The following is a 22,771-nucleotide window of genomic DNA, read 5'->3' as shown; positions in this document are numbered from 1 at the left end:
GGAATAAGATAAATTTAGTTAATGTTTCCTGTCCAATGACCAATGATCTTTCCTTGTAAATTGATAAGAGTTGTATCGACAAAACTGTTAATAGCACTTAGCTGAGAGAAAAAATGTGCTAGTACACTTCCTAATAACCAAGCACTAACATTAGAAAATATTACTTCATCGACGATAACTTGAATATGAGTTCCTCTAGCATACATGGCGGGTGGTTCTAAAAGACGTTGGCATGGTTTCAGATTACACTTTACAATGCCAGCAATTTGTAATCCAGCATTTTTTCCAGCCTGTTTTGCATGAAACTTGAGTAGGTTTTTGAGTATGTCTGATGATTGATCATTGATGTTATCTAATAAACTAGAAAGATCCATCTGCAATAAATTAATTAGTATCCAGCAATCTTGTCCTGGTGATTGTACCGGACCAGGATCGCTTGGTCCAAATAGGATACGTATCCGACGAACTGGTATTGAATCCTGTACGATCAATTCATTAATTTCCAAATCCGTTGGCATAGTAGATTTGAGAGGTAAGTAACGATTAAAACATAAAACATCGGCGTTAAGATAATGTAAACTATCATGTTTCGGAGGATGCATTTCATCGACCAAAGAAACAAATACTTCAGAACCATCATAATGTGAATGAATATTCGGTATTCTTGAAACATTATGCCATATATAAGGTTCTCGTCGCAATGTATACCAAGCACGGTTATGATCAGAATCATCACAATGTACATTGTATAAGGATTTGAACTCTTTTTGATAGCCATGAAATCCACTACCATACATTCTAATCACCGAATAAATTTCATAATCCAACGGATGAAGTTTATCTACTATTAGATGATAATCGGTTTGGCAATAATTAAGTGAAATACGCTCTATACTTTTTGGAAATAAATTTATTGCCGGTGTACAATATAGCATAAGATGTTTGTGATCCACTTGGTGTTCTAATTCTGGTAATGATTTATCGAGTAAAAGATAAAAAGTTAGAAAACGATAATGATTTCCTTTAGATAAAATAGGCTGCATTCCGCATATACTGAAAAAACGAAATCGTGCAGAACAATGAAAATATTCTCGTAGAAGGCGAAAACTATCTAAATGCCGTAGATCACGTGGTAATAAAGACTGGTCTTCAGAAAAACCTTCGTGCTTGAGCGCTGTATTAACATCCATTGAAAATGTCAAAGTTGAATCATTACCAATTTGGCAATAAATGGAGTTAGTATGTTGTATAATTAATTCCAATAATTTATAAGCCTGAATATCTTCAGCAGAAAGATAAAAGGTTAATTGATTGCAATTTAATTGTGCTACTATAACATTATGAGAACACCTTAATTGAATACGCAAAGCACTAACAATATCACTGCGACTAAATGTATTATATTGAAGATTTAGTGGAATGCCTCCAAGTGAAACTTGATCGATGGATAATGGCTGTAAATTGACTTCATGTGCAGTGCGATAGCGATATGCAAAACCACGATGTTTAAAATTACGATGGTCAAGCACAGTACCGCGTGGTACGATAAAACCTTTTCTGATATCTCCTTTCACATCATCTGGTTGTAATTCTACTATGACCATAGCTGGAATACCAGCTAAGGAATTTGGATAAAGTATTTCTAAAAGTTGTCGAGTCAGTTGAGGGAATTCCTCGTCCATTTTCATTTGAATACGTGACGTTAAGAAGGCGCAGCCTTCTAGTAAACGTTCTACATAGGGATCATCGATATGATCATTATTAGCAGCTATACCCAAATGTCTTGCTGTATTAGGATATTGGGATGCAAATTCTATACCCATTTCACGTAACCAAGTTAATTCCCGCTGATAATACTCTAATAATCGGTGATTCATTATAACTCCATTTTATTCACTTAATTCGATATGGCCATTTTCAAGATCTAGGTGGCTGTAATAGGTAAAGCCTATAGATTCCGGCATTCCTTTTAAACAACCTTTAATCACAAACAAAAGGAGATAAGGTGATGACATGAAGTGAGGTAAAGATTGTACTAAGTCGATTCGTAAACAATCTGCTATAATCCGCGGTTCAAAACGTAAGATAGCTGTTTTAATAACATCAATAATTTCTGTTGCACTTAGTTCGGCAAGATATTTCCCCGCTAACGGAGGAATACCAAAATTTAATACACTTTTAATAAGATGATTATGATCATCTAGATCTTTTAGATATTGCGGTTGAGTGCAATTTAAAAGAGCTTGCAAGTAGTTAAGTATAGAGCTATGTAGAATAGACGAAGAATTTAAATGAATAGAATTCTCATATGTATCGGAAGTATGATGCGTTAGTCGTTCTAACAAAAAAGGAAAAGTTTGCCGTTTCATAATGATGATATATATTTAATAGAAAAAAGATAATAATTTGTCTAATTTCAGTACATTGATTTTGATTATATTAATTAAGCGTGTTAGCCTATATGTATTTGATCAGCATCTATTTTAGCTATTGCTTCTGCAGTCATTAATAAATGTCTACTATGTAAGCGAGCATAATCATTTGCCTGACAGTCCCATTGACCTACTCGTATATGTTCAGTATAAGTTACTTTCCGTAAAAGACGTTGGCTGATAGAAACTACTGTCTTCCAAACTGTATCTAAACATTTTCCAGTAAAGGTACAAAGGGAGATCCATGCTGATAGTGAAGCTCCGTGATAGGTCATATTCTGAATATGACATTTTCCTTCATTGGCATCAATTACTAATTTATAACTTTGTAAAGCAAGTATGTCGGACGTCACTAATCTTAAATTTCCATATGGTGCTATCATCAATGTACCCGGAACGCTTAAAGTAAAAGATGGATCTTTTGTTCGTTCAAGTATCGCTAATAACCAAAATTGTGTGCCATTTTTAATAATTAATACTTGATCACCAATTTTTGGAGTTATCAGGCAGCTAGTTGCTTGTCGACATAGAAAACCTTCTCTGTCAAGTTTGACAATAAATAGTCCTCCTTGTAGTACATTAGCAACATAACCTACTGTTTGCGATAAATATTCTTCTGTTATTGATACATTGGATTGACACATTATTTATAATGCTCCTTATTTTAAATACAGCATGCGTATATCATATATATATTATCTATATATTAATTAGTACTTAAAAGATATAAGTTCATTTTTTAGTTTCATCGCGCCAACATTCTGCAGCGTATAAAGCTTCATCTTTATCTAAAATTCCCTGGCGGTTTGTAAAACAACTCTTCCGTTGATCAGCACGATGTAATAAGGTTCTTTCAAATTGAGCATGACTTAAATCTGCGGCACGTAGATCTGATTGGCTGAGATTTGCATAACGCAGATTACAGCCAATCATTAAGCTTTTTTTTAAGCAAGCTTGACGAAACATTGCTTGTTGCAACGAACTATAGCAAAAGTCTACATTTTGTAGATTAGCACCAATAAATTGTGCTAGATCGAGATGACTGTGCTGAAATTGTGCACAATATAAATTACAATCATTAAAAATTGTTTTATCACCTTGCACTCGATTAAAACAGGCATGTTGCAATATGGAATTACTAAAATTACTTTGGATTAATTGAGCTCCTGTAAAGTTTACTGATTCCAAATGGTTATTATTAAATTGGCAACATAGAAACTTTTGATTACAATAATTATTATTGGTATGTTGGCATTGAAAAAATACGCTACGTTCAATATGATTTTCAATCAAAGAGACATTACATAGATTCAATTGAAAGAGAGTCGCGAGAAAGAAATGACAGTTTTGGAAATATGATTTATCCATATTACTTCTATAGATATGACACTGTTTTGAACTTACTCGCATGAATTGCGTATCAATTAAAGAACATTCTAGAAATTGACAATTATTCAGATTGGTATCATAAAATAGACTGTTATCTAATGAACAAGCAGTAAAGATTGTTTCTTCTAAATTAGAGTGGCTAAAATTAGCTTGAAATAATACACATTGAGTAAAACGACATTGACATATTTGGCTGTGACTGAAATCTGATTTTTTAAATTGGCATTTTTCGAAAAGACATTCATCTATTTTACAATGTAATGTAACATTATCGAGAAATACAACGTCTAAGAAAAGTAGACCAGACAGATCTACATCTTTTAAAGAAGCATTATTTAATTTAGTACATTCGATAATTTCACCTTGCAAGATTTTTTTCTGTAATTCTTGTGCTGATAAAAGGTTTCTCATTTAATATTTTTCATTTTTGGTAAAGTTTTAGCTTGTTCCAAATATGCACCATCTAATTGAGTAGAATGATCCATAATGACTTGAGATAGATCAGCACGAAATAGACTAGCAGCTCGTAAATCAGCTCCAATTAAGCAACTTTTTTGTAATAAAACGTTATTAAAATTAGCTGCTCTAAGCTGAGCAAAAGAGAGATTGGTATGAATAAACAAACAATCTGGAGCGTCAAATTCAGTTAAACAGGCACCGGATAGATTGGCTTGGCTAAAGTCACAACCATAGGCATGTGCTGCATGGAAATTAGACTCTGGTAATTCAACATTACGGAAATTAACATGTTTAAGGATCCCTTTTCGAAAATTACTTCGTATGAACCGGCTATCACCAGAAAACACACAATCTTTCAAACGTCCACGTTGGAAACAAACGTTGTCTAATGATACGTCAATAAACGCACAATCTGTCATTTGTGTAGCACTGAAATCACACTCATGCAAGCTACCTTGTAGGAAGGTAATTTGAGAAAATTGACAATGGCTAAAATTTAAATTTTTGAATTTGAATTCGATAAAGATACTACGACTAAAAATCGCATTTTGAAAATTGCAACGATACAAACGAAATTGACGAAATGTTATATTTTTAATAATTGCTTGATCAAATCGACAATCTTCGATGTCTGCTTTTTGAAATGCATTATCTGATAATTTAGCCGCTATAAATAGACTATTTCGGCAGCGTATTCCTGCTAAACAAGCATTTTCTAAACGACTATGATTAAGCGATGTTGACATAAGGGAAGCATGAGCTAACATGGTTCCTCGTAGGTCTGCATAATCTAAACAACAATGATCGAGTATCACGCTTTCCATTAAAGCTTCACGAAAATCACCACCATGCAAATCCATGCCACTTAAATCAGCTCCTGTAAGGAGCATAGCTCTGCAATCACCGCCAGTTTCTAATCTTTGTTGGACTTTTTTACGCAAATGAAATGACTGTGTAGTACTTAATGTGGAAATAGGATGTCTACTATCCGTAGAATTGCGATAAATCCAATATAAGCTACGTTTTAGATTTTTATCTAAATAAAAATCAGTCTCATCAAACACATCTAATTTTAGATTAGTAGACTGTTTTTTTTCAGATGATGCTTTTATAAATTCTAATAAATGTAGATAATTGGTTGGACCTATTTCCTTAATATTGTTAATTTTGCTCATGGCAACTTTATTTTTTAGGTCTATGGAGTTTTGTGTTGCTTGTTGTTGTAATTTTTCAGCCCAATCAGATATTGATTCTATGAATTTCGGTACTTTATTCAAAGTTGGCTTCTTTAAAAAATTCGCATTATTTTCTGTAATATCTTCCGTATAATTGTTTGTTTGAAAATTTTTAATTTTGTTTCCACGTCTTGATAACATAGTAAATAAAGGATTAGAACTAGAAGAAGGTAGGGTATCTAACCAAGGTGAGATTAATTCTATCGGCATTAGATCCTGATCGCATAAGGCATATGCTGCCCCGATTTTCTTATTTAGTCTTCGATATATTACTTTATGATAATGTGTTAAAGGTAGAGTTGTTCCATTTAATTCCATAGCTGCAATTAAATGTGCTATGTCAGACGCATCATCTTGACAAATAACACAACTACCATGCCAAATTAGGAGCATGCGTTCTAGATGGGGAAAGAACCATAAAGTAGTAGATTGCAAAAAAATTTCTTCTAATACATTTGGCTTATTGGTACGTGTGATGAAACATCGGGTCTGCCAAGATGGTAGTACTCCTTCCTGAATTGAATGATTCTGATTCATATTAACAATCCGCCAAGATGTTCCGAGTGGTAATGCAGTGAGATTAGGCCACCATTGATCTTGTTCAGCACGATTGAAAAAATGCCAATCCATATCATTGGAAAAACCAGGAAAACTTTCTTTTAACCATTTTTGGTCATATAGATTTCCTAATCGTCGATATTGTCTGGGCCAAGTTAAATCCAATGGACCAAAATTTGCAGGTATAGTAATATGTTGATTGGGTCCTAGGAGATGATTAGGGTATTCTATGCGTGGTAATGGATGAAATTTAATACCTTCTTGTATTATGGCAGTACTACCAATACCTAAAGGATTTTCTGGAAAATCAACTCCACCATAAGTGTTTTTCCATTCTAATCTTAATTTTTCAAAGGGAAAAGGTGCCGAAGGAGTACCGTTTAACCAAAATCGTTCTCCAGTAATTAATAGATTTTTTTCTAATGTACCTACTTTAATACTGACCATGCAATTACATTTTTCAGTTTGATGGGTAGTATAAGCATAACCAGTAGCTAGAAATTCAGGACAAGCCTTAGGAAATACCATATCTAATATGGTATTTTCACTAGCTAATTCATTAGTTACCATTTTCCATAATTCCGGTTCTGGAACGATGCGTGGGATGCTGGTGGATATATCAGCAAGAACCAATACTGCAACACTTAGCTTATTTTCGTCCTTCCCATACCACGGTCTGGTTAATACACTAAGGCGTAGTGGTTTAATGATTCTCATAAATGTACTACTATCGTTGTTAGTATGTATGCCATGAAATATTTTTAAATAAAGATTGTTAATGCACTAGTATGTAGACTGAGTAGTGATGTATGTATGTCAAGTTGTCCTGATTTAATATTTACTCCAACAGTTTCTAAGCGTAAGCCAATATTAGCCATGTCTATCATATAGCTTGACATCATCATATTGCGAGTATGTATAGCAGTTTGTGATATAGCAATATTTACGCCATCTATATTTTCTGTTGTTCCAGCTATTATTACATTAGTTGAAGCATGGACTTCAGCCGTACCTTGAACATTACATCTCAAAGAATGAGCACAAAGTTGCATTTTGCCACCGGTTTTTAAGTCAGTATCAGAATTAGATTGTATAGTTCTATGACCACTGCAATACTCATCGCTCTTTCCTTTTATTTTTTGATTGAAATTTCCGTCAATATGTTGCTTTTGGTTATGCTTGACATATAAGATATCATTGCCGTTGATTTTAGTATGTTTACCATGAGTATAAAGGACACGGGTTGGACGAAATTGATTGAATGTCAGTAAATTATAACAATCAGAGTTTTTTTCTAATTGATATTGTTGTAATGCTGAATTTATATGTTGTGATTGCAACTCTTTGGTATAGCATATGCCATCGCCATAAATGATACGCTTACCAGCATTAAAAATTAAATTATGTTTAGCGTTTTGGATAAGACTTTTTACAGCGCACAATTCTAAATTTTCATCGGTAATATATTCAATACTACCAGTTACGTTTTGATGAATACCTCCATTGATGATATCAACACGGCCACCATTCACAATGCTTATTTTACCTTTTTTTAAAGTTTGATGATCCAAATAAAATTTTTGAGTACTACAAGGTCCAAGATAAGTATAATCTGATCGGCCAACAATTTTTTTCATAAAATTGCCGTTAATAATACTTTGGAAATTGTTTTCTACTGCAACGACCATATCTTTTGCGGCATGTATAGAAAGAGTCTCATATCCTTTAGAATCTTCTAAAAACAAATAGTTAGAGTTTTCTAAGTTACTTTGACTGCAGCTCATAATGCCCATTCGAGTAGCATGCGCTGGTAATTCCCAAGGTGGTAAGGCATTTTCGTTATAAACCCGCCCGATAACAATCGGGCGATCTGGATCTCCATTGATAAAATCAACGATAACTTCCTCACCAATTCGTGGAACTTGTATGCTGCCATATTTCCAACCTGCCCAATTAGTGGACACACGCACCCAACAAGAACCAGTATCGTTTCCTGAGCTACCATGTCTATCCCAACGAAACTTAAGTTTTACACGACCATATTTATCAGTCCAAATGTTTTTACCTTTCGGACCTGTGACTTCTGCAGTTTGAGGTCCCAATATTTTAGGTTTTGGAGTAATACGTATGGGCCTCCATGCTCTATTAGCAAATGTTGCTTTAAATTTTGCGCTAAATCCAGCTCTAGTATTGTTTTCTAATAATCCATTGATATTATTAGGATCTAAATATAAGAGATTATTAATGAAATAACGCATACCAATTACTAAAAAATTTTGTTTTTTTGAAATTGATGGCCCATTAATTAAAGAGAAGATATGTCCAGGCGACATTCCACGAGAAGTGCTTAATCCATTAATTTTATGTTGATTAGATGCCAGGGTTTCCTGGCGGATTCGTGCTAAGAATTGTCCATGAACATTGTTATTGTAACCGCTAGGCCAATCGAAGATTTCTGCATTCCGAGCAATCGGTTCTGTTGGATGAGTACAAGCTTCTAACAAACATGCCCGTGGACGCCGAAAATCATAATCGTCTAAAATACATAAGTTAGACGTTACAGTATGGGAAACAGACCAATTTTGCACTCCTTCATCTGAATCTATTAATCCGAAACGTGATTTTTGAAAATGTATTTTTTCATATCCAGAAATAGCTTGATGAGTTTCAGGTGCATCAGATAACACCATAATATGGCCGTGCGCCATATGTTTAAAAAAATAATAGATACCTTCATGTTCAATAAGTCGACTAATAAAAGAAAAAGTACTTTCCTGATATTGCACACAATATTCATAAGGATGATAGCTATGAGTTAAATTATTTTCATATTGAATGTGGTGTTTATTTAATAAAGCAATTACAATATCCGGAGCAGTTAATCCTTGCCAAGTCCGGCAATCTTTGTTTAAAGTTAAATACCACAATGCTGGTTTTACTAAAAAACGATATTGATAATATTGTGTTTTCCATGGATTATTACCAGAATACTCAGCTTGAGTAATATAACCGTGTAAATAACGATGCGTCCCCGTTTTTAACGGTATTTCTAGAGAAATATCTAATCCGGCTAATGTTTCCAAATCTTTATCATCTCTTGTACTTAGACACTCTATCGTAAATTGATAAAGAGTAGATAAATTTTCTTCACCAACCAATTGTAAAAAAATGAGATCTGATTCAATTTTACCATTAATAGTTATGCGATGAATATCTCTGTTGTTCATATTGCACTGAATCCGTGAAAATAATACCCTATTAACAGTTAGGGAATTGAATATGGTATATTCAGATGGAATAACTTAAAGTAAAATATAAGGAATATTATATCTATCAGGTGATTACCTGATGCTATATCATCAATAAGTCCATGTTAAAATAATTTGATTATTGCTTATGACATTTTTCACAGTTACTTGAAAAATGATGGTACAAAGTAATCGCTATATATTTAATCGAATATTATTTAATAATTATTTAATGGATAGAAATTTTTATGAAAAATTTAAAATTTTTATAATATATGCAAAATAAGAATAGAAATTCTGCGTTAATAAATAATTTTAATAAAATAATATTATTTATTTTATGTTAGTGTTTTTAACATGTATGATTTTAATTAATGATATTGCATGTATATATTATTGAACCAATGCATTAAATCAATATTCTGATAATAGAATATTGATATTTTTATAACATTATATAAATTATATCTGTTTTATTACTAATTAGTAATATTAGAATTTTTATATTTATTATAAAAATTATATTAAATTTTTAAAAATTAAATATAGAGAAAAAGTTTAATAAAAATAGAAAAATAAATATTTTACCGATACCATAGTGATATAGAATATTATTTTTTAAACAATCATATATAATATAATTTTCTAATTATCATATGATACATTAATAGTCCTTTTTATAGAAGTTAAAAGATATGTATTTATTTAAATTGTTAGAGAATTACTTATTTTATTATTTTAATAAATAAACATTATAAGTTTTTAATAAAAAGAATTATTTTTTTATATTGAATTATTGTTAATCTTAGATATTTTATGGTAAAAAGTCTCTTAAATAACTTACAGAATATTTAAGTTAATTAGTCATGTACTATTTCGATTAAATAGTTACATCTGTAAAAAAATATATGCTAAAAAAGCAATATTTTCGATTACATCATAATTATATGATTAATTCATAGAGATGAAAACTAGTTGACTTTTGATTCATTTTAAACTAAAACCATCGTTTAGTAGTAACTAAACTGTTTTTGGTATTCCAATATAGAATCAAATAATGATAGTAAAAAAATAATTGTCCATTACTAATTTAGAGACATAATCTTTCTTGATTTTGGGAATCATTATCTGTTTTAAGCTTAAAATATCCTCTATAGAGAGAATAGATTAACACTATAATAATCAAGTAGTATTGACTTAACGAAACTATGGTGTATAATTTGTATAATCAGTATTAAATTCAGCGCTTCAATGGAAGTCTCTATGAGTGCTCTTTCAACTTGAATCTTGTGAACTCGGTCAGGTCCGGAAGGAAGCAGCCGTAGCAAGCGTAATGTGTGCTGAGATGTCGTTTGTCGAGACTTCCTTCAACCCATTGACATTTAGAATATAATTTAGAATATATTTTTTAAATCGAGACCGTTTCTTTTAATTTGATTGGTCGATTTTCAATCATCAATCAATTTCATCATGATGATATTGATCCTTTCAATTGTTGAATAGAGACGTGTCGAAATAAAAATAAAAATTGATTGATTTTAAATTAGTATCAGTAATTAAACTGATTCGGTTAGTTTTGCTGTCGAAAAAATTTAATGAAAATTAAAATTTAACGTATATACTTCCAGACAAAAATGGGCACTTTATCATACAACTTATTCATTGTTAATTCTGCTAAACGATGATCAGCAGCAGAATTGAATCTTTCTAACTCATCATCAGGTAATTCATATATTTTTTTTTCAATTACACGTTCAAGCGTTTCTAACTTTTTACATTTTCTTAAACGCATTAGATAATCTATCTTTGTCATTATAACCTTTTTGTAATCAGATGGATAAGCGGGAACATGCTTGTGTTGTTTAAATTTTTTAACATTCTAATTATAAAGTATTTTTAATAAATATCTATTTCATAAAGACTGAAAATAAATGATATTATCAATGTTTACTTTAATCAGTAAGATTAACTACATTTTAATATTGCAATTTAAGATTAGTAATTTTGCTAACATGTTATTAACCACTTCATTTAAATATAGAATAATAATTTAACATGAATCATAATATGCTATATTATAATAGTAATTAGTCAAACTAATTAAAAATTATCATGGTATATCCTACACAAGAATTTAATTCTTCGCAATATCAAATCAAAATTATGTTTTCATAGCACACATACTGTAAACAATAGTTTATCGTTAAGTTTGTGGCTTACTTAGAAGAACTCTCTATGCTAAGAGTATATATTTTAAAAATTAAAATCTGAATATCTTCAGATTAGTAAATTATATTACAATATAATATTGTATATTAATGATGGAATAAATAGTAGTCAGTTGACTGCCTTTTTAATTTTAAGTATTTTTAGAGTATTAGTCCATGCTAAAAATTAGAATAAGATTCTATTTTATGTCTAAAATATTTTAATGTATATTATCATACTTGTAAATTATTTAAACAAATAGAATTATATTATCTCTCTTTGATTATATTAGATGAATGCATGTATTGCAAATATGCATTTATTGATATTATTAACAATCTATACATGGACATGTGACTTATATATACTTTAATAAAATTTAATATCATTAAAAAAATCATGCTTATTTATTAATATTTTTAGATTTTTACATATTATTAATTCATCAATTCCATTGATCGATAAACAACAAAATATTTTCAAACGTTACAATTCTTTTGATAGGCATGACATTTTTTAAATGTATATAAATATTATTCTTCCGTGTTATTTTATTCAAGATGCACTTAAAGAGATTAAGTCAAGTAATAGGTGCGAGTTGCATAATTTTAGATTAATATCTATATTGTAAGAATAGTTTAAATTAAAGTTATATAATGTAATTTAAATATCTTTAATATGATACAGAGACAATATTTCTGCTCTAGAGATATTAAAATATATAAAATAATTTCAAATTATAAATTGATCGTTATAATATAATATATTGAACATATTATATCGACCGATAAACATGAACGATCTACTATTATTTATAGAATAAATAGATTAACAATTATACTAACATAGTAAATATTTAATTAAATATTATTAAAAGTGATATGATCTTACAATAAACTCAAATTATAGATTATTCATTCAATATTTTCATTAAAAAATTAAATGAATTTGGTCTTAGTATAATAAGGCTATCAACTCTACTTATATCATATATTTCAATAAGTTAATAAAAATAACATTGTGTGTCACTTGAATGATTAATCTAAAAATTTTAACCCAACCAATTGATTGTATTGAAACTTGCTGATTTCTTAGTAGAAAGTTATGCTTGACTAACCTCAATTTAATAAATAATTAAATTTTATAGCTTTTATGCGAAACTATTTTAGATATAGATAACATCATGTTTTCATGAATGATTCTGTTTGCTATATGCAAAGCATATTTATATACATTCATGACATTATTTATAATAAATATATTTAAAAAATTAAGCACTTTAGTCTTATTAAAATATATATAAATATATAATAGGATATTATAATCAAATCAATAGGCAAAATACTAAAATACATCAATATAGAAGAAAAGTTACCTTATTGTGATTATAAGTCAGCTAATAATATTTCAAGTTAAAAAATCAGAAAATTGTGATTTAATATCATTAACCTGTTCTCTTTAAAAAAGAAAACGTTTTATATATTATCTAGGCGTAAATTGTAACTTATTTTAAATTTATTTCAAGAAATCAGCATCCGATTAACTATAACGTTTTTAAACAATTTACATTATTACAATAATACTTTGATTCTTTGATACCTTTTACTTGTAGTGATAAAAAAACCCATTACTATTTCACTATAATACTATTTTGAAAATAATATAAGAAATAGTGAAAATACAATTTTCAAAGTTATATTTTAATAAAGTTCAAAAATTTTGATAAAATTTCTTATTTTAAAAATTCTAAATGTGCTTTTTTTTGATATTGTTAAGTACACTGAATTAATTCTATTAATTTTAATACATTAGCATTAAACTGCTAACAATTTTAGCAATAGTGGCAATAAAATAAATATTGACTTTACTAAAGTGCCCATTTTTTACACAAAACGTAAATAAAAAATGAATATAATTGATGATAATTCATCATGAATGCATTTCATAATAAAAAACTAGCATTTTATGAGAGCGCCACAACATAAAAATATTAATATATATTCTCAATATTGTCATTTTTTCAATATATTTTTGCTGATGTCAGGATGCAATTTAATTTATTTAACAAATGTTAAATAGGTATATCAATTATAGTAATAGAGTAATTATTTACTAATTATATCAATATTAGAAGTAATTAGACTGATCGTATATTATGTTTTAATGTTCAAAAATGTTTTTTTATAAGATGATGTTTTTATTAAAAATGAAAAAATCAGATTATCAAAAATACCAAGTACTGTATTCCTTCAGATTCATATAATTAAGGTATATCAGTGAATATTCATAAGTTTCTATCAAATAAAATATATCAAGCTTTAATCACTGCAGGTGCACCTATTCATTGTAAAGCACAGGTTAAAAAGTCAGCGAAAGTACAATTTGGTGATTACCAAGTTAACGGCGTCATGGCCATAGCTAAACAACTGAACATACCATCGTACCAATTTGCAAAAAAAGTTATAAATTGTCTTGATTTAAATAATATCGCCTACAAAATTGATATTGTAACTCCCGGTTTTATCAATATTTTTCTTGATCCAACATGGTTAATCACACACCTGATTGATGCAATATCTTCTCCACGATTAGGGATAACAACCGTGGTTCCTTCTCAAACCATTGTTGTAGATTATTCTTCTCCGAACGTTGCTAAAGAAATGCACGTTGGCCACATGCGTTCCACTATTATTGGCGATGTTTCAGTACGGACATTGTCATTTTTAGGTCATCGTGTTATTCGAGCTAACCATATTGGCGATTGGGGCACACAATTTGGAATTCTGATTGCTTATTGGGAAACAATAAAAAATAAAAACAATGTAATGATGCAAATCTGTTGTCTAGAAAAATTATACTCTTCAGCTAAAAAAAAATATGATGAAGATTCAGTATTTGCTGAACGTGCTCGCAGTTATGTTGTTAAATTACAGAGTGGTGATGTTTTTTGTCTTCAAATGTGGCATAAATTAGTAGATCTTACTATGGCGAAAAACCAAAAAATTTATGATAGGTTAAATATTACATTAACTTATCAAGATATCATGGGTGAAAGTTTATATAACAATATGTTGGCAGACATCGTATCAGATCTAAAAAAAAGAGGATTAGCTGTAGAAAGTGAAGGTGCCACTGTCGTTTTTTTAGACACATTTAAAAATAAAGATAATAAACCGATGGGAGTAATTATTCAAAAAAAAGATGGTGCTTATCCTTATATAACCACTGATATTGCTTGCGCTAAATATCGCTATGAAACATTAAAAGCAGATCGGATTCTTTACTATGTTGATTCACGACAATCTCAGCATTTAAAACAAGTTTCAATGATTGTACGAAAAGCTGGATATGTACCTGAATCAGTACCATTAGAGCATCATATATTTGGTATGATGTTAGATAAAAATGCTAAACCATTTAAAACTCGAGATGGAGGTACTATTAAGCTTACAATGTTGTTAGATAGAGCATTGGAACACGCACGCCATTTGATAGTTAAGAAAAATCCTGACATAGATATTACTGAACTAGAAACATTAGCACGTGTAATTGGAATTGGTGCGATAAAATATGCTGATTTATCTAAAAATAGAACTACTGATTATATATTTGATTGGAATAATATGTTAAGTTTAGAAGGAAATACTGCTCCATATATGCAATATGCGTATGCCCGAATTATCTCAGTGTTCAAACATAGCGAACAAGATAGTGAATCTAAACTTATTGGAAGTATGACTTTAGAAGCAGAACAAGAAATTAAATTGGCAGTATGCTTGTTGCAATTAGAAGAGACCATAATGACAGTAGCACGTGATGGAACTCCACACATATTATGTGCATATTTATATGATTTAACTGTATTATTTTCTAATTTTTATCAACATTGTCCTATACTGTATGCCAATAGTTCAATAAAACGACAAAGTCGTCTTCAACTAGCTTTACTAACTGCACGAACTTTAAAACAAGGTTTATATCTTCTGGGTATTGAGACAGTAGAACGAATGTAATGCCTGAAAAAATTAAGTTAGAATAGAAGCTTGATAAAATTATTAGATTATAAAAAAATAATATTTTTAGGGTATTTGAGTGGAATTTAGAATGTCTCGTAACTTACATCCGGTTAACAACCATAAAGTAGAAAAATAAGTGATTACACCTAAAGTTACTAGACCTATTAAACGTGTAAGACGATAAAGCATCGTTCCCTGTGTCCAATCCGGCATGATCGTGAGACAATAAATTAGTGTTATTGCCATAATAAATACTGCCATAATTAATTTCCATAAAAATCTAAACCATCCTGGTTGAGGTTGAAATAGCTTTTGTCGACACAACTGCCAGTAAAGTAATCCAGCATTTAAACAGGCAGCCAGTCCGATAGATAAAGAAAGCCCCGCATGTTTTAGTAAATCAATAAAAAGTAAGTTCATGATTTGTGTAACGATCAATGTAACTATAGCAATATACATTGGTGTTTTAATATCTTGACGAGAGTAAAAACCTGAAGCTAATACTTTTACTAAAATCATGCCAATTAAACCTATAGAATAACCCATTAATGCTTGTTGGGTCATCATTACATCAAATGAAGTAAACTTGCCGTATTGAAAAAGCACTACAGTTAACGGATGAGATAAAATTCCAAGTGCAATAGCACTTGGAAGTGCTAAGATAAAACATAACCGTAAACCCCAGTCTAATACACGAGAATATTCATCGTGATCACCGTTTGAAAAAGTACGTGAAAGTGATGGCATTAAAATAGTTCCTAGAGCAACACCTAGAATACTAGAAGGAAATTCCATGAGTCTATCAGCATAATATATCCAGGATACTGAGCCAGAAACTAAGTAAGATAGTAAAATATTATTGATCAATAATGATATTTGACTGACTGATACGCCTAGCATTGCTGGTCCCATTAGACGAAGCACCCGCCAGACATCAGAATTATGAAATCGAAGTTTCGGCATAACCATCATGCCAATCTTTTTAAGATGTGGTAATTGATAGCTTAGTTGCAAAATACCACCTACTATTACAGCCCAAGCCAACGTCATAATTGGTGGATTAAATAGGGGTGTTGCTAATAATGAAAAACATATTATACTAATATTTAGTAACGTGGGGGTAAAAGCTGGCACTGAAAAACAATTCCAAGTATTTAGTATTATTCCTATTAAGGACGTAAGGGATATAAGCAGTATATAAGGGAATGTTATGCGTAACAGTGCTGTTGTTAAGGCAGATTTTTCAGGTGTATCAGAAAATCCTGGCGCAGTAATGAAAATTATCCAAGGTGCAGTTAACATGCCAAAGACGGTTATCAATGTTAGAATTAGTGTAAGAATGCCAGCAATATAAGCAATGAAGTTCCGTGTTTCTGTATCACCCTGTTCATTTTTATATCCTACTAAGACGGATATAAAAATCTGTGAGAAAGCACCTTCGGCAAAGATACGCCTTAATAGATTAGGTAATTTAAACGCTATAAAAAAGGCATCTGTTGCCATTCCTGCACCAAATACTCGAGCAATAACAGTATCTCGAATAAAACCTAATATACGAGAAATGAAAGTCATGGAACTAATTGCTATCAGTGATTTTAATAAATTCATGGCATAAGTTTTCTATTTTACTGAATTGATATCAGTAAAAATAAATGTAACATGTTAAAATATTTGAATGTTTTATTTTTACTTCACTATATTTTTACCAAGAAAATCTACCAATTTTTGATAAAAATTGTCTATGTTGTTTATTGTTGTGTATTCTATTGTTTAATAGCTGATGAAATTCTATGATCAGAAATCCATGCTTCATTTACAGTGTATCAGATTTATTCTTTACTGGTATAATAAGAAATAAAATAATTTTCTGTACTTTGAAATAGAATGACACATTTAAAGTACTTTAGTGGAAGTAGTTCTTGCTAAGATGAAATTTATTAAGCACATTTGAATATAAATCAGATTTTTTGCGTTAAATTTTAATTTTTATTAATTAAATTGCCTGTAATGAAGTGATTCACTTTGAAGTATTTGGATAATATTTATCAAAACAAATAAAAATTTTTCGGACGTATTATTATTTAATTTTTTATTTAATCTTTAAAAATTAAAATTATAGATATTACATATAATTTTATTACATAATTTATGTGTACTTCGGATAAAAGTATTTCATCAATAGTATCGGAATTGGATTCCAATTTGATATTAATAGAAAATACATTCTATTAGTTTTGTATCTTTCTGCATGTGTTGCACAAGTAGCTTATGGTTATTGTTGTTTATAGTAAAAAGTATAAACAATGTGCATTAATAAAATAATGTATTTTACGTAATAGATATCAGTTTGATTATCGATTTTTTATAACCACAACATTGTCTTTCATAAGAATGGATTATTTATCTTAGATAAAAAAAGAATAATATGACAAAGATTAACATATGATATTTAAAAATTTTTGAACAAAAATTTTTAAATATTTTGTATAATGGAAACTATTATTTTAAAAATCATAAATGAAATTTATTAACTTAATTAAACATTATTGAATAATGTTTAAGGTAACATATACGTATATATACTATTTTTCTATGTCTAGGACAATAGAATAAATTTAACAGTGTGTAGTGGAATGTTTTTATCTTTATGGTTTATATAAATTAGAATTATATTAATATATTGTATGTAATTTATATTTTATAAGAGTCTCAATCTAATAGAATGTTTCTATTTCTCATATATAGAGAAATATATGAGGTTTTTAAAAAATTTGTATATACATTTATTCGTTAAAAAATGCAATTATAATATAATATTATATTGTAGAAAATAATCAATATCCTATATATTATTGTCTTTTTAGTTTAAAATGCATATAATGTACTGAAAGTACTGAAATATCAATGTGTTTATATTTATATGAATCAATTACATTGATATATCATGACGAATACTTGTTATAATTTTTACATTTTGACAATAATAAAAAGTTTTTAATTAAAAAATGAATTGTTGACCGTATCACTAAGCTGATTATAACCAAATTGGTTTACCATCAAACTATAGATAAAACCGTAACGATTTCTATTCTTTCTATGAAATTTAGCTTTATAATTATCTAATATTATTTTAATAGGTAATTATAATATAATTACAAATGTACTCTATGTTTTTAAAAATTTTTTCAATAAATATTGCACCATTATTATGGTGTAATATATTATTATATCACATGATAGTTGAATAATGGATTAGGACGTGACGATAGTAAATATTACATTGTTTTTTAATAGATATTTTTATGTTTTTTAATTTAAGATAATTTACCTTATGAACATATTATCATGCATCAAACATTTGATATGATATAATTTACATAGAAAAACTGTAATTTAAGTAATCGTAGATTATTATCTATTTTACAACATCAATTCAATCATATTGCTATCAATACATTATTACTTTTATAAGTATCTATTAAATTTATTGATTATTTGATGTAAGTAGATTAAATAATATTTATTATATGGTTACAATAAGAAACGTTATAGTATAATATTAATACCATAGTATGGTATTATAGAATTTCATACTGATATTTTATGTCTGTTTTTTACAGTTATCAATTGATATTAGTTTTTTGTTATTGCTAGTTTAAATAACTGTAAATTTATACATTTTCAATAAAAAATCGGGCTTAATATGTTAAATAAATATATAACATGGTTATAGCATGATCTGATTTTACGAAAGTATTTTCATATATGATATAATATTAATTATATGTGGTTTTTTATTAAAAAGATTTTATATTCAAATTAAAATATTATTATTACAGTATAATACTTATATATAAATTAATTTTAAATAACATATGTAAATATTGAAAACATATTTATTTGTATAATGTTTATGTAATAATTTTTTTGAAAAACTTCTAACAAAAAGATACTAATCTTATTAGATTTAATATTGTTTTACTAATACGATAAATAGTATTATCTTCGCGTTAATTGTAATATTATCTTAAATATAAAATAAGTTTATTGGTATTCAATGCTGAAAATAGAATACCATTAATTTATCAATGTTATTTGATGGATTATCTAATAATCTATTAAATTTTTTAAAAAAATTAATTGTTCAATAATTAATATTGAATGCGATATCATTAATTAATATCACTCTTTAAATTACGATACTAATTTCAGTATGAATAAATTAATACAATAGTGCGATAATAGAATAATATTTCGTTATTTATATTGGAATAATATCATTAAATTAACTGAGTTAATTGTTATAAATATTTATAATGCAATTTAAAATATACTTTTATAGAAAGTAAAATGACATTAATAAAAATATTTTATTTAAGCATAGTTCGAAAAAATACCATAATTACATCTAAAATTGAGTAAGATGTTGTTTAATTAACATACTGATAATCAATAGATAAATTGAATATTTCTATATTAAAATTATGTTTTTCTTTTATCTTAAAAAACCATTAGTTAATGGATCAATTAATTATATATTAGTTAAAACACTACTAAATAATATCCATTAAATTAGATTAATATTATGATTTTTTCAAAAATATAGTTTTATGATAAGGAACAGCGTTCCAAAAGTTTGGCAGTGAAGTGTTTTTTTAAGTAAAATCCTCGTGGCAATGTTAAAATTGTTTGACCAAATTCACCAATAGCAACAGTTAGTGCGCGTCCATTTGTAGCCTTGGGACGTAATTGAAGTACTTCTCCATAGCAAGCAGTGATATGTTCTACTTTTCCTAAGACAATGAAATTCATTAATTCTTCCCAATCACAACGCAATTGTTGTTCTTCATCTTCATTTGGACTCCAAAGTAACGGAATACCAACACGACGGACAATCAACGGAATATTGTTCTGACCTTCAATTGGAATCCAAAGTACCTTTTCTAATTTGTAACAAACATAACTATTTTTCCATGTAATACCGGTATTACCAATTAAAGGAGCAACGCAAACAAAAGTGCTTTCTAAAGGTCGTCTACTGTTATATTTTACAGGAATGGTTTTTAGTTCCACACCAATAGCAGCGAAATCTTTTTCAGGTTTATTACCGGCACTTGCACCTAAGCATCGTTCCAGCAACGTACCAATCCAACCCTTATTATATTTTAGTTTATTAGGAGGAATTAAACCAACATTAGCAGAGAGTTCTCCTAAAGTATAGCCTGATAATGCATTAGCGAGGCGTAATAACTCGTGCTCACAGGAAGGTGAGTATACTGAAAAGGAAGAGGTGTGAGGAATATACATAATAAATTTCCATATTTTTGGAAATGAAGAGGACATATTGAATGTCCATAACATTACTGTAAAATAACAATGTTATAATACTTATTTCTTTCAGTACAATGATCTGTAATTTTCTTCTTTTTTAAATGATCTATCATTATTTCTAGATATACATTGTTATTTTCAATAATTCTACGTTTATATTATAGAATAAGTTGTATTTATATGGTCTTTATCTATTTATTTCAATGAATTATTGGTATTCTATTTATCTGTCTATTTATCTGTATTAGATAATGTATCTCATTATGCAATGTATGTTTTTACTTAATTTTAAATATTTATTTAAAAAATCTGTAATTTTCTATAGGACACAGTATTGAATATACGCATTTTTAAAAGCCATGTATTGACTTTGCTTCCAAGAAAAATATGTATAATATTATTTATCATACATATTGTAACTATAGTAAATTACTATGCATAAACATATATAAAAACTATCAAATATATTATTATCTTATATATTCAAGGTGGTTCAGTGATTGATAATGATGGTTATCGTCAAAATGTTGGTATTGTTATCTGTAATTTTGAACAACAAGTGCTGTGGGCTAAGAGATATGGACAGCATTTTTGGCAATTTCCTCAAGGAGGTATTAAATTTGGTGAAACCGCAGAAGAAGCAATGTATCGAGAATTATTCGAAGAACTTGGTTTAAATTGTAGCAATGTATGTATTCTAGCTTCGACACATAATTGGTTGCGTTATAAACTTCCAAAACAGTTAGTACGTTGGGACACTAATCCAATTTGTATTGGTCAGAAACAAAAATGGTTTTTACTACAAATTATGTGTCCAGATATGGAGATAAAAATGCAATGTGGAATAATTCCTGAATTCGACGATTGGCGTTGGGTTAGTTTTTGGTATCCTATTCGTCAAGTCGTTTCCTTTAAAAGAGATGTTTATCGTCGAGTAATGAAAGAATTTTCTAATATAATAATGCTTCATAGGAAAAATAAAACACCATTTTTATCTCTTTCTTATAGACGAAAAAGAATCCATTTTTAAAATAATGGGTAAATGTTAACTTAAATTTTAAGTAGAATAATATTAAATAATAACTGCTATAATGTTTAATTAAGTGAAAAATTTTGACGTTTATTCAGTATATTGATTTAATAGAAATTATCTTTTTTCTCTATTTGATGGAAATAACGCCTATTTGAAATAAGTCACATTATCAAAATAAACATTAATTAGAAATCATCACTCAATCTCTTTATGTTTTCTAAATATTCATCTTTAACTTAAATTAAAAGTTCTAATATATGAAAAAGGTGTGATATTACCGCGTATTTTATACTTAAGTATGCGTAAATTATGTGCTTATGACTCACTAACGCATTGATGTTACAATCTAGTAAGAATCATTAATTGTACCAAATTTATAAAAAATAATCTGTATTGTAATTTATTCGACTTATTGATGTCATCTATTGTTCATATTTCTCATATTATTATAATATGAAAGAAGATCATTTTGATGATTATCAAAGACATCATGCTGAATTGTAATACAAATTATTTGGAAGTTTAACATGTGATGTTCTACGAGCTTAATTATTATATACGCTACAATATTGTTAAATCATGAAAAAGTGTGATTTCAATATCTCGATCTCATTCTTATAATCCGATATACAGTAAAAAGATAAGAGATTTAGTTATATTTTAAAATATAACTCTTATAAATAAATTGAAATGACAATTCAAGTCATATTTTTACATGGAAAATTCTAAGATACATAATATATATGTAACTCTATGAAAATAGAAAATTAGTATAGTAAGATATTGAAAATAAATAATATATTTAAATTTAAATGGAAAATGAGTATGACTTTCTCTTCATCGTTCAAGCTAAAATATTTAC

General features: G+C 28.5%; 11 protein-coding genes and 1 other RNA gene. 3 read left to right on the top strand and 9 right to left on the bottom strand.

Going from position 1 to position 22,771, the window contains the following annotated elements:
* Positions 1-14: 14 nt before the first annotated feature.
* The 6 genes from tssF to tssI all read right to left on the bottom strand — a co-directional run bounded on the left by tssF (position 15) and on the right by tssI (position 9,300).
* On the bottom strand, positions 15-1,877 hold the full coding sequence (gene tssF / locus ACICP0_RS00125; protein WP_395479949.1) for a type VI secretion system baseplate subunit TssF: 1,863 nt from the start codon (positions 1,875-1,877) through the stop codon (positions 15-17).
* Positions 1,878-1,889: 12 nt separating this feature from the next.
* Positions 1,890-2,369 carry a type VI secretion system baseplate subunit TssE gene (locus ACICP0_RS00120; protein ID WP_395479948.1) on the bottom strand — a complete coding sequence of 160 codons (480 nt, stop codon included), beginning with the start codon at positions 2,367-2,369 and terminating at the stop codon, positions 1,890-1,892.
* Positions 2,370-2,452: 83 nt separating this feature from the next.
* A complete protein-coding gene (locus ACICP0_RS00115) occupies positions 2,453-3,076 on the bottom strand; it encodes a DUF3540 domain-containing protein (protein WP_395479947.1) in 624 nt (207 codons plus the stop codon).
* 88 nt (positions 3,077-3,164) lie between these two features.
* Positions 3,165-4,232: a pentapeptide repeat-containing protein gene (locus ACICP0_RS00110; RefSeq protein ID WP_395479946.1), complete on the bottom strand. Its 1,068-nt coding sequence runs from the start codon at positions 4,230-4,232 to the stop codon at positions 3,165-3,167.
* Positions 4,229-6,790: a DUF2169 domain-containing protein gene (locus tag ACICP0_RS00105; RefSeq protein ID WP_395479945.1), complete on the bottom strand. Its 2,562-nt coding sequence runs from the start codon at positions 6,788-6,790 to the stop codon at positions 4,229-4,231. The genes ACICP0_RS00110 and ACICP0_RS00105 overlap by 4 nt, the downstream gene beginning before the upstream one ends.
* A gap of 44 nt (positions 6,791-6,834) precedes the next feature.
* Positions 6,835-9,300, bottom strand: coding sequence for a type VI secretion system tip protein TssI/VgrG (gene tssI, locus ACICP0_RS00100; protein WP_395479944.1), 2,466 nt, complete (start codon positions 9,298-9,300; stop codon positions 6,835-6,837).
* 1,283 nt (positions 9,301-10,583) lie between these two features.
* Here tssI and ffs point away from each other — a divergent pair.
* Positions 10,584-10,681: signal recognition particle sRNA small type (gene ffs / locus ACICP0_RS00095), an RNA gene on the top strand.
* A gap of 249 nt (positions 10,682-10,930) precedes the next feature.
* Here the strand turns inward: ffs and hha are convergent.
* On the bottom strand, positions 10,931-11,134 hold the full coding sequence (gene hha, locus ACICP0_RS00090) for a hemolysin expression modulator Hha (protein WP_395479943.1): 204 nt from the start codon (positions 11,132-11,134) through the stop codon (positions 10,931-10,933).
* Between the two features lie 2,671 nt (positions 11,135-13,805).
* Here hha and argS point away from each other — a divergent pair.
* Complete coding sequence (gene argS / locus ACICP0_RS00085; protein WP_395479942.1) at positions 13,806-15,542, top strand: arginine--tRNA ligase; 1,737 nt, start codon at positions 13,806-13,808, stop codon at positions 15,540-15,542.
* A 66-nt stretch (positions 15,543-15,608) separates the two neighbouring features.
* On the opposite strand, the gene murJ is transcribed toward argS, so the two are convergent.
* Positions 15,609-17,153: a murein biosynthesis integral membrane protein MurJ gene (gene murJ, locus ACICP0_RS00080; RefSeq protein WP_395479941.1), complete on the bottom strand. Its 1,545-nt coding sequence runs from the start codon at positions 17,151-17,153 to the stop codon at positions 15,609-15,611.
* Positions 17,154-20,153: 3,000 nt separating this feature from the next.
* Positions 20,154-20,852 carry a DNA mismatch repair endonuclease MutH gene (gene mutH / locus ACICP0_RS00075; RefSeq protein ID WP_395480269.1) on the bottom strand — a complete coding sequence of 233 codons (699 nt, stop codon included), beginning with the start codon at positions 20,850-20,852 and terminating at the stop codon, positions 20,154-20,156.
* 520 nt (positions 20,853-21,372) lie between these two features.
* Between mutH and rppH the strand changes: the two genes are divergently transcribed.
* The gene (gene rppH, locus ACICP0_RS00070; RefSeq protein WP_395479940.1) at positions 21,373-21,906 is read left to right on the top strand and encodes an RNA pyrophosphohydrolase; all 534 of its coding nucleotides are present in this window, start codon (positions 21,373-21,375) and stop codon (positions 21,904-21,906) included.
* Positions 21,907-22,771 lie beyond the last annotated feature (865 nt).

It is taken from the genome of Candidatus Curculioniphilus buchneri endosymbiont of Curculio glandium, assembly GCF_964275155.1.
Lineage (GTDB): Bacteria > Pseudomonadota > Gammaproteobacteria > Enterobacterales > Enterobacteriaceae > Curculioniphilus > Curculioniphilus buchneri.
This window is presented reverse-complemented; position numbering and strand designations above follow the sequence as displayed.

What these genes read in the sequence shown, in the direction of transcription:
- ACICP0_RS00110 (WP_395479946.1), bottom strand. Translation starts at nt 4,232, where the DNA reads ATGAGAAACCTTTTATCAGCACAAGAATTACAGAAAAAAATCTTGCAA.
- murJ (WP_395479941.1), bottom strand. Translation starts at nt 17,153, where the DNA reads ATGAATTTATTAAAATCACTGATAGCAATTAGTTCCATGACTTTCATT.
- ACICP0_RS00105 (WP_395479945.1), bottom strand. Translation starts at nt 6,790, where the DNA reads ATGAGAATCATTAAACCACTACGCCTTAGTGTATTAACCAGACCGTGG.
- tssI (WP_395479944.1), bottom strand. Translation starts at nt 9,300, where the DNA reads ATGAACAACAGAGATATTCATCGCATAACTATTAATGGTAAAATTGAA.
- mutH (WP_395480269.1), bottom strand. Translation starts at nt 20,852, where the DNA reads ATGTATATTCCTCACACCTCTTCCTTTTCAGTATACTCACCTTCCTGT.
- hha (WP_395479943.1), bottom strand. Translation starts at nt 11,134, where the DNA reads ATGACAAAGATAGATTATCTAATGCGTTTAAGAAAATGTAAAAAGTTA.
- tssF (WP_395479949.1), bottom strand. Translation starts at nt 1,877, where the DNA reads ATGAATCACCGATTATTAGAGTATTATCAGCGGGAATTAACTTGGTTA.
- ACICP0_RS00115 (WP_395479947.1), bottom strand. Translation starts at nt 3,076, where the DNA reads ATGTGTCAATCCAATGTATCAATAACAGAAGAATATTTATCGCAAACA.
- ACICP0_RS00120 (WP_395479948.1), bottom strand. Translation starts at nt 2,369, where the DNA reads ATGAAACGGCAAACTTTTCCTTTTTTGTTAGAACGACTAACGCATCAT.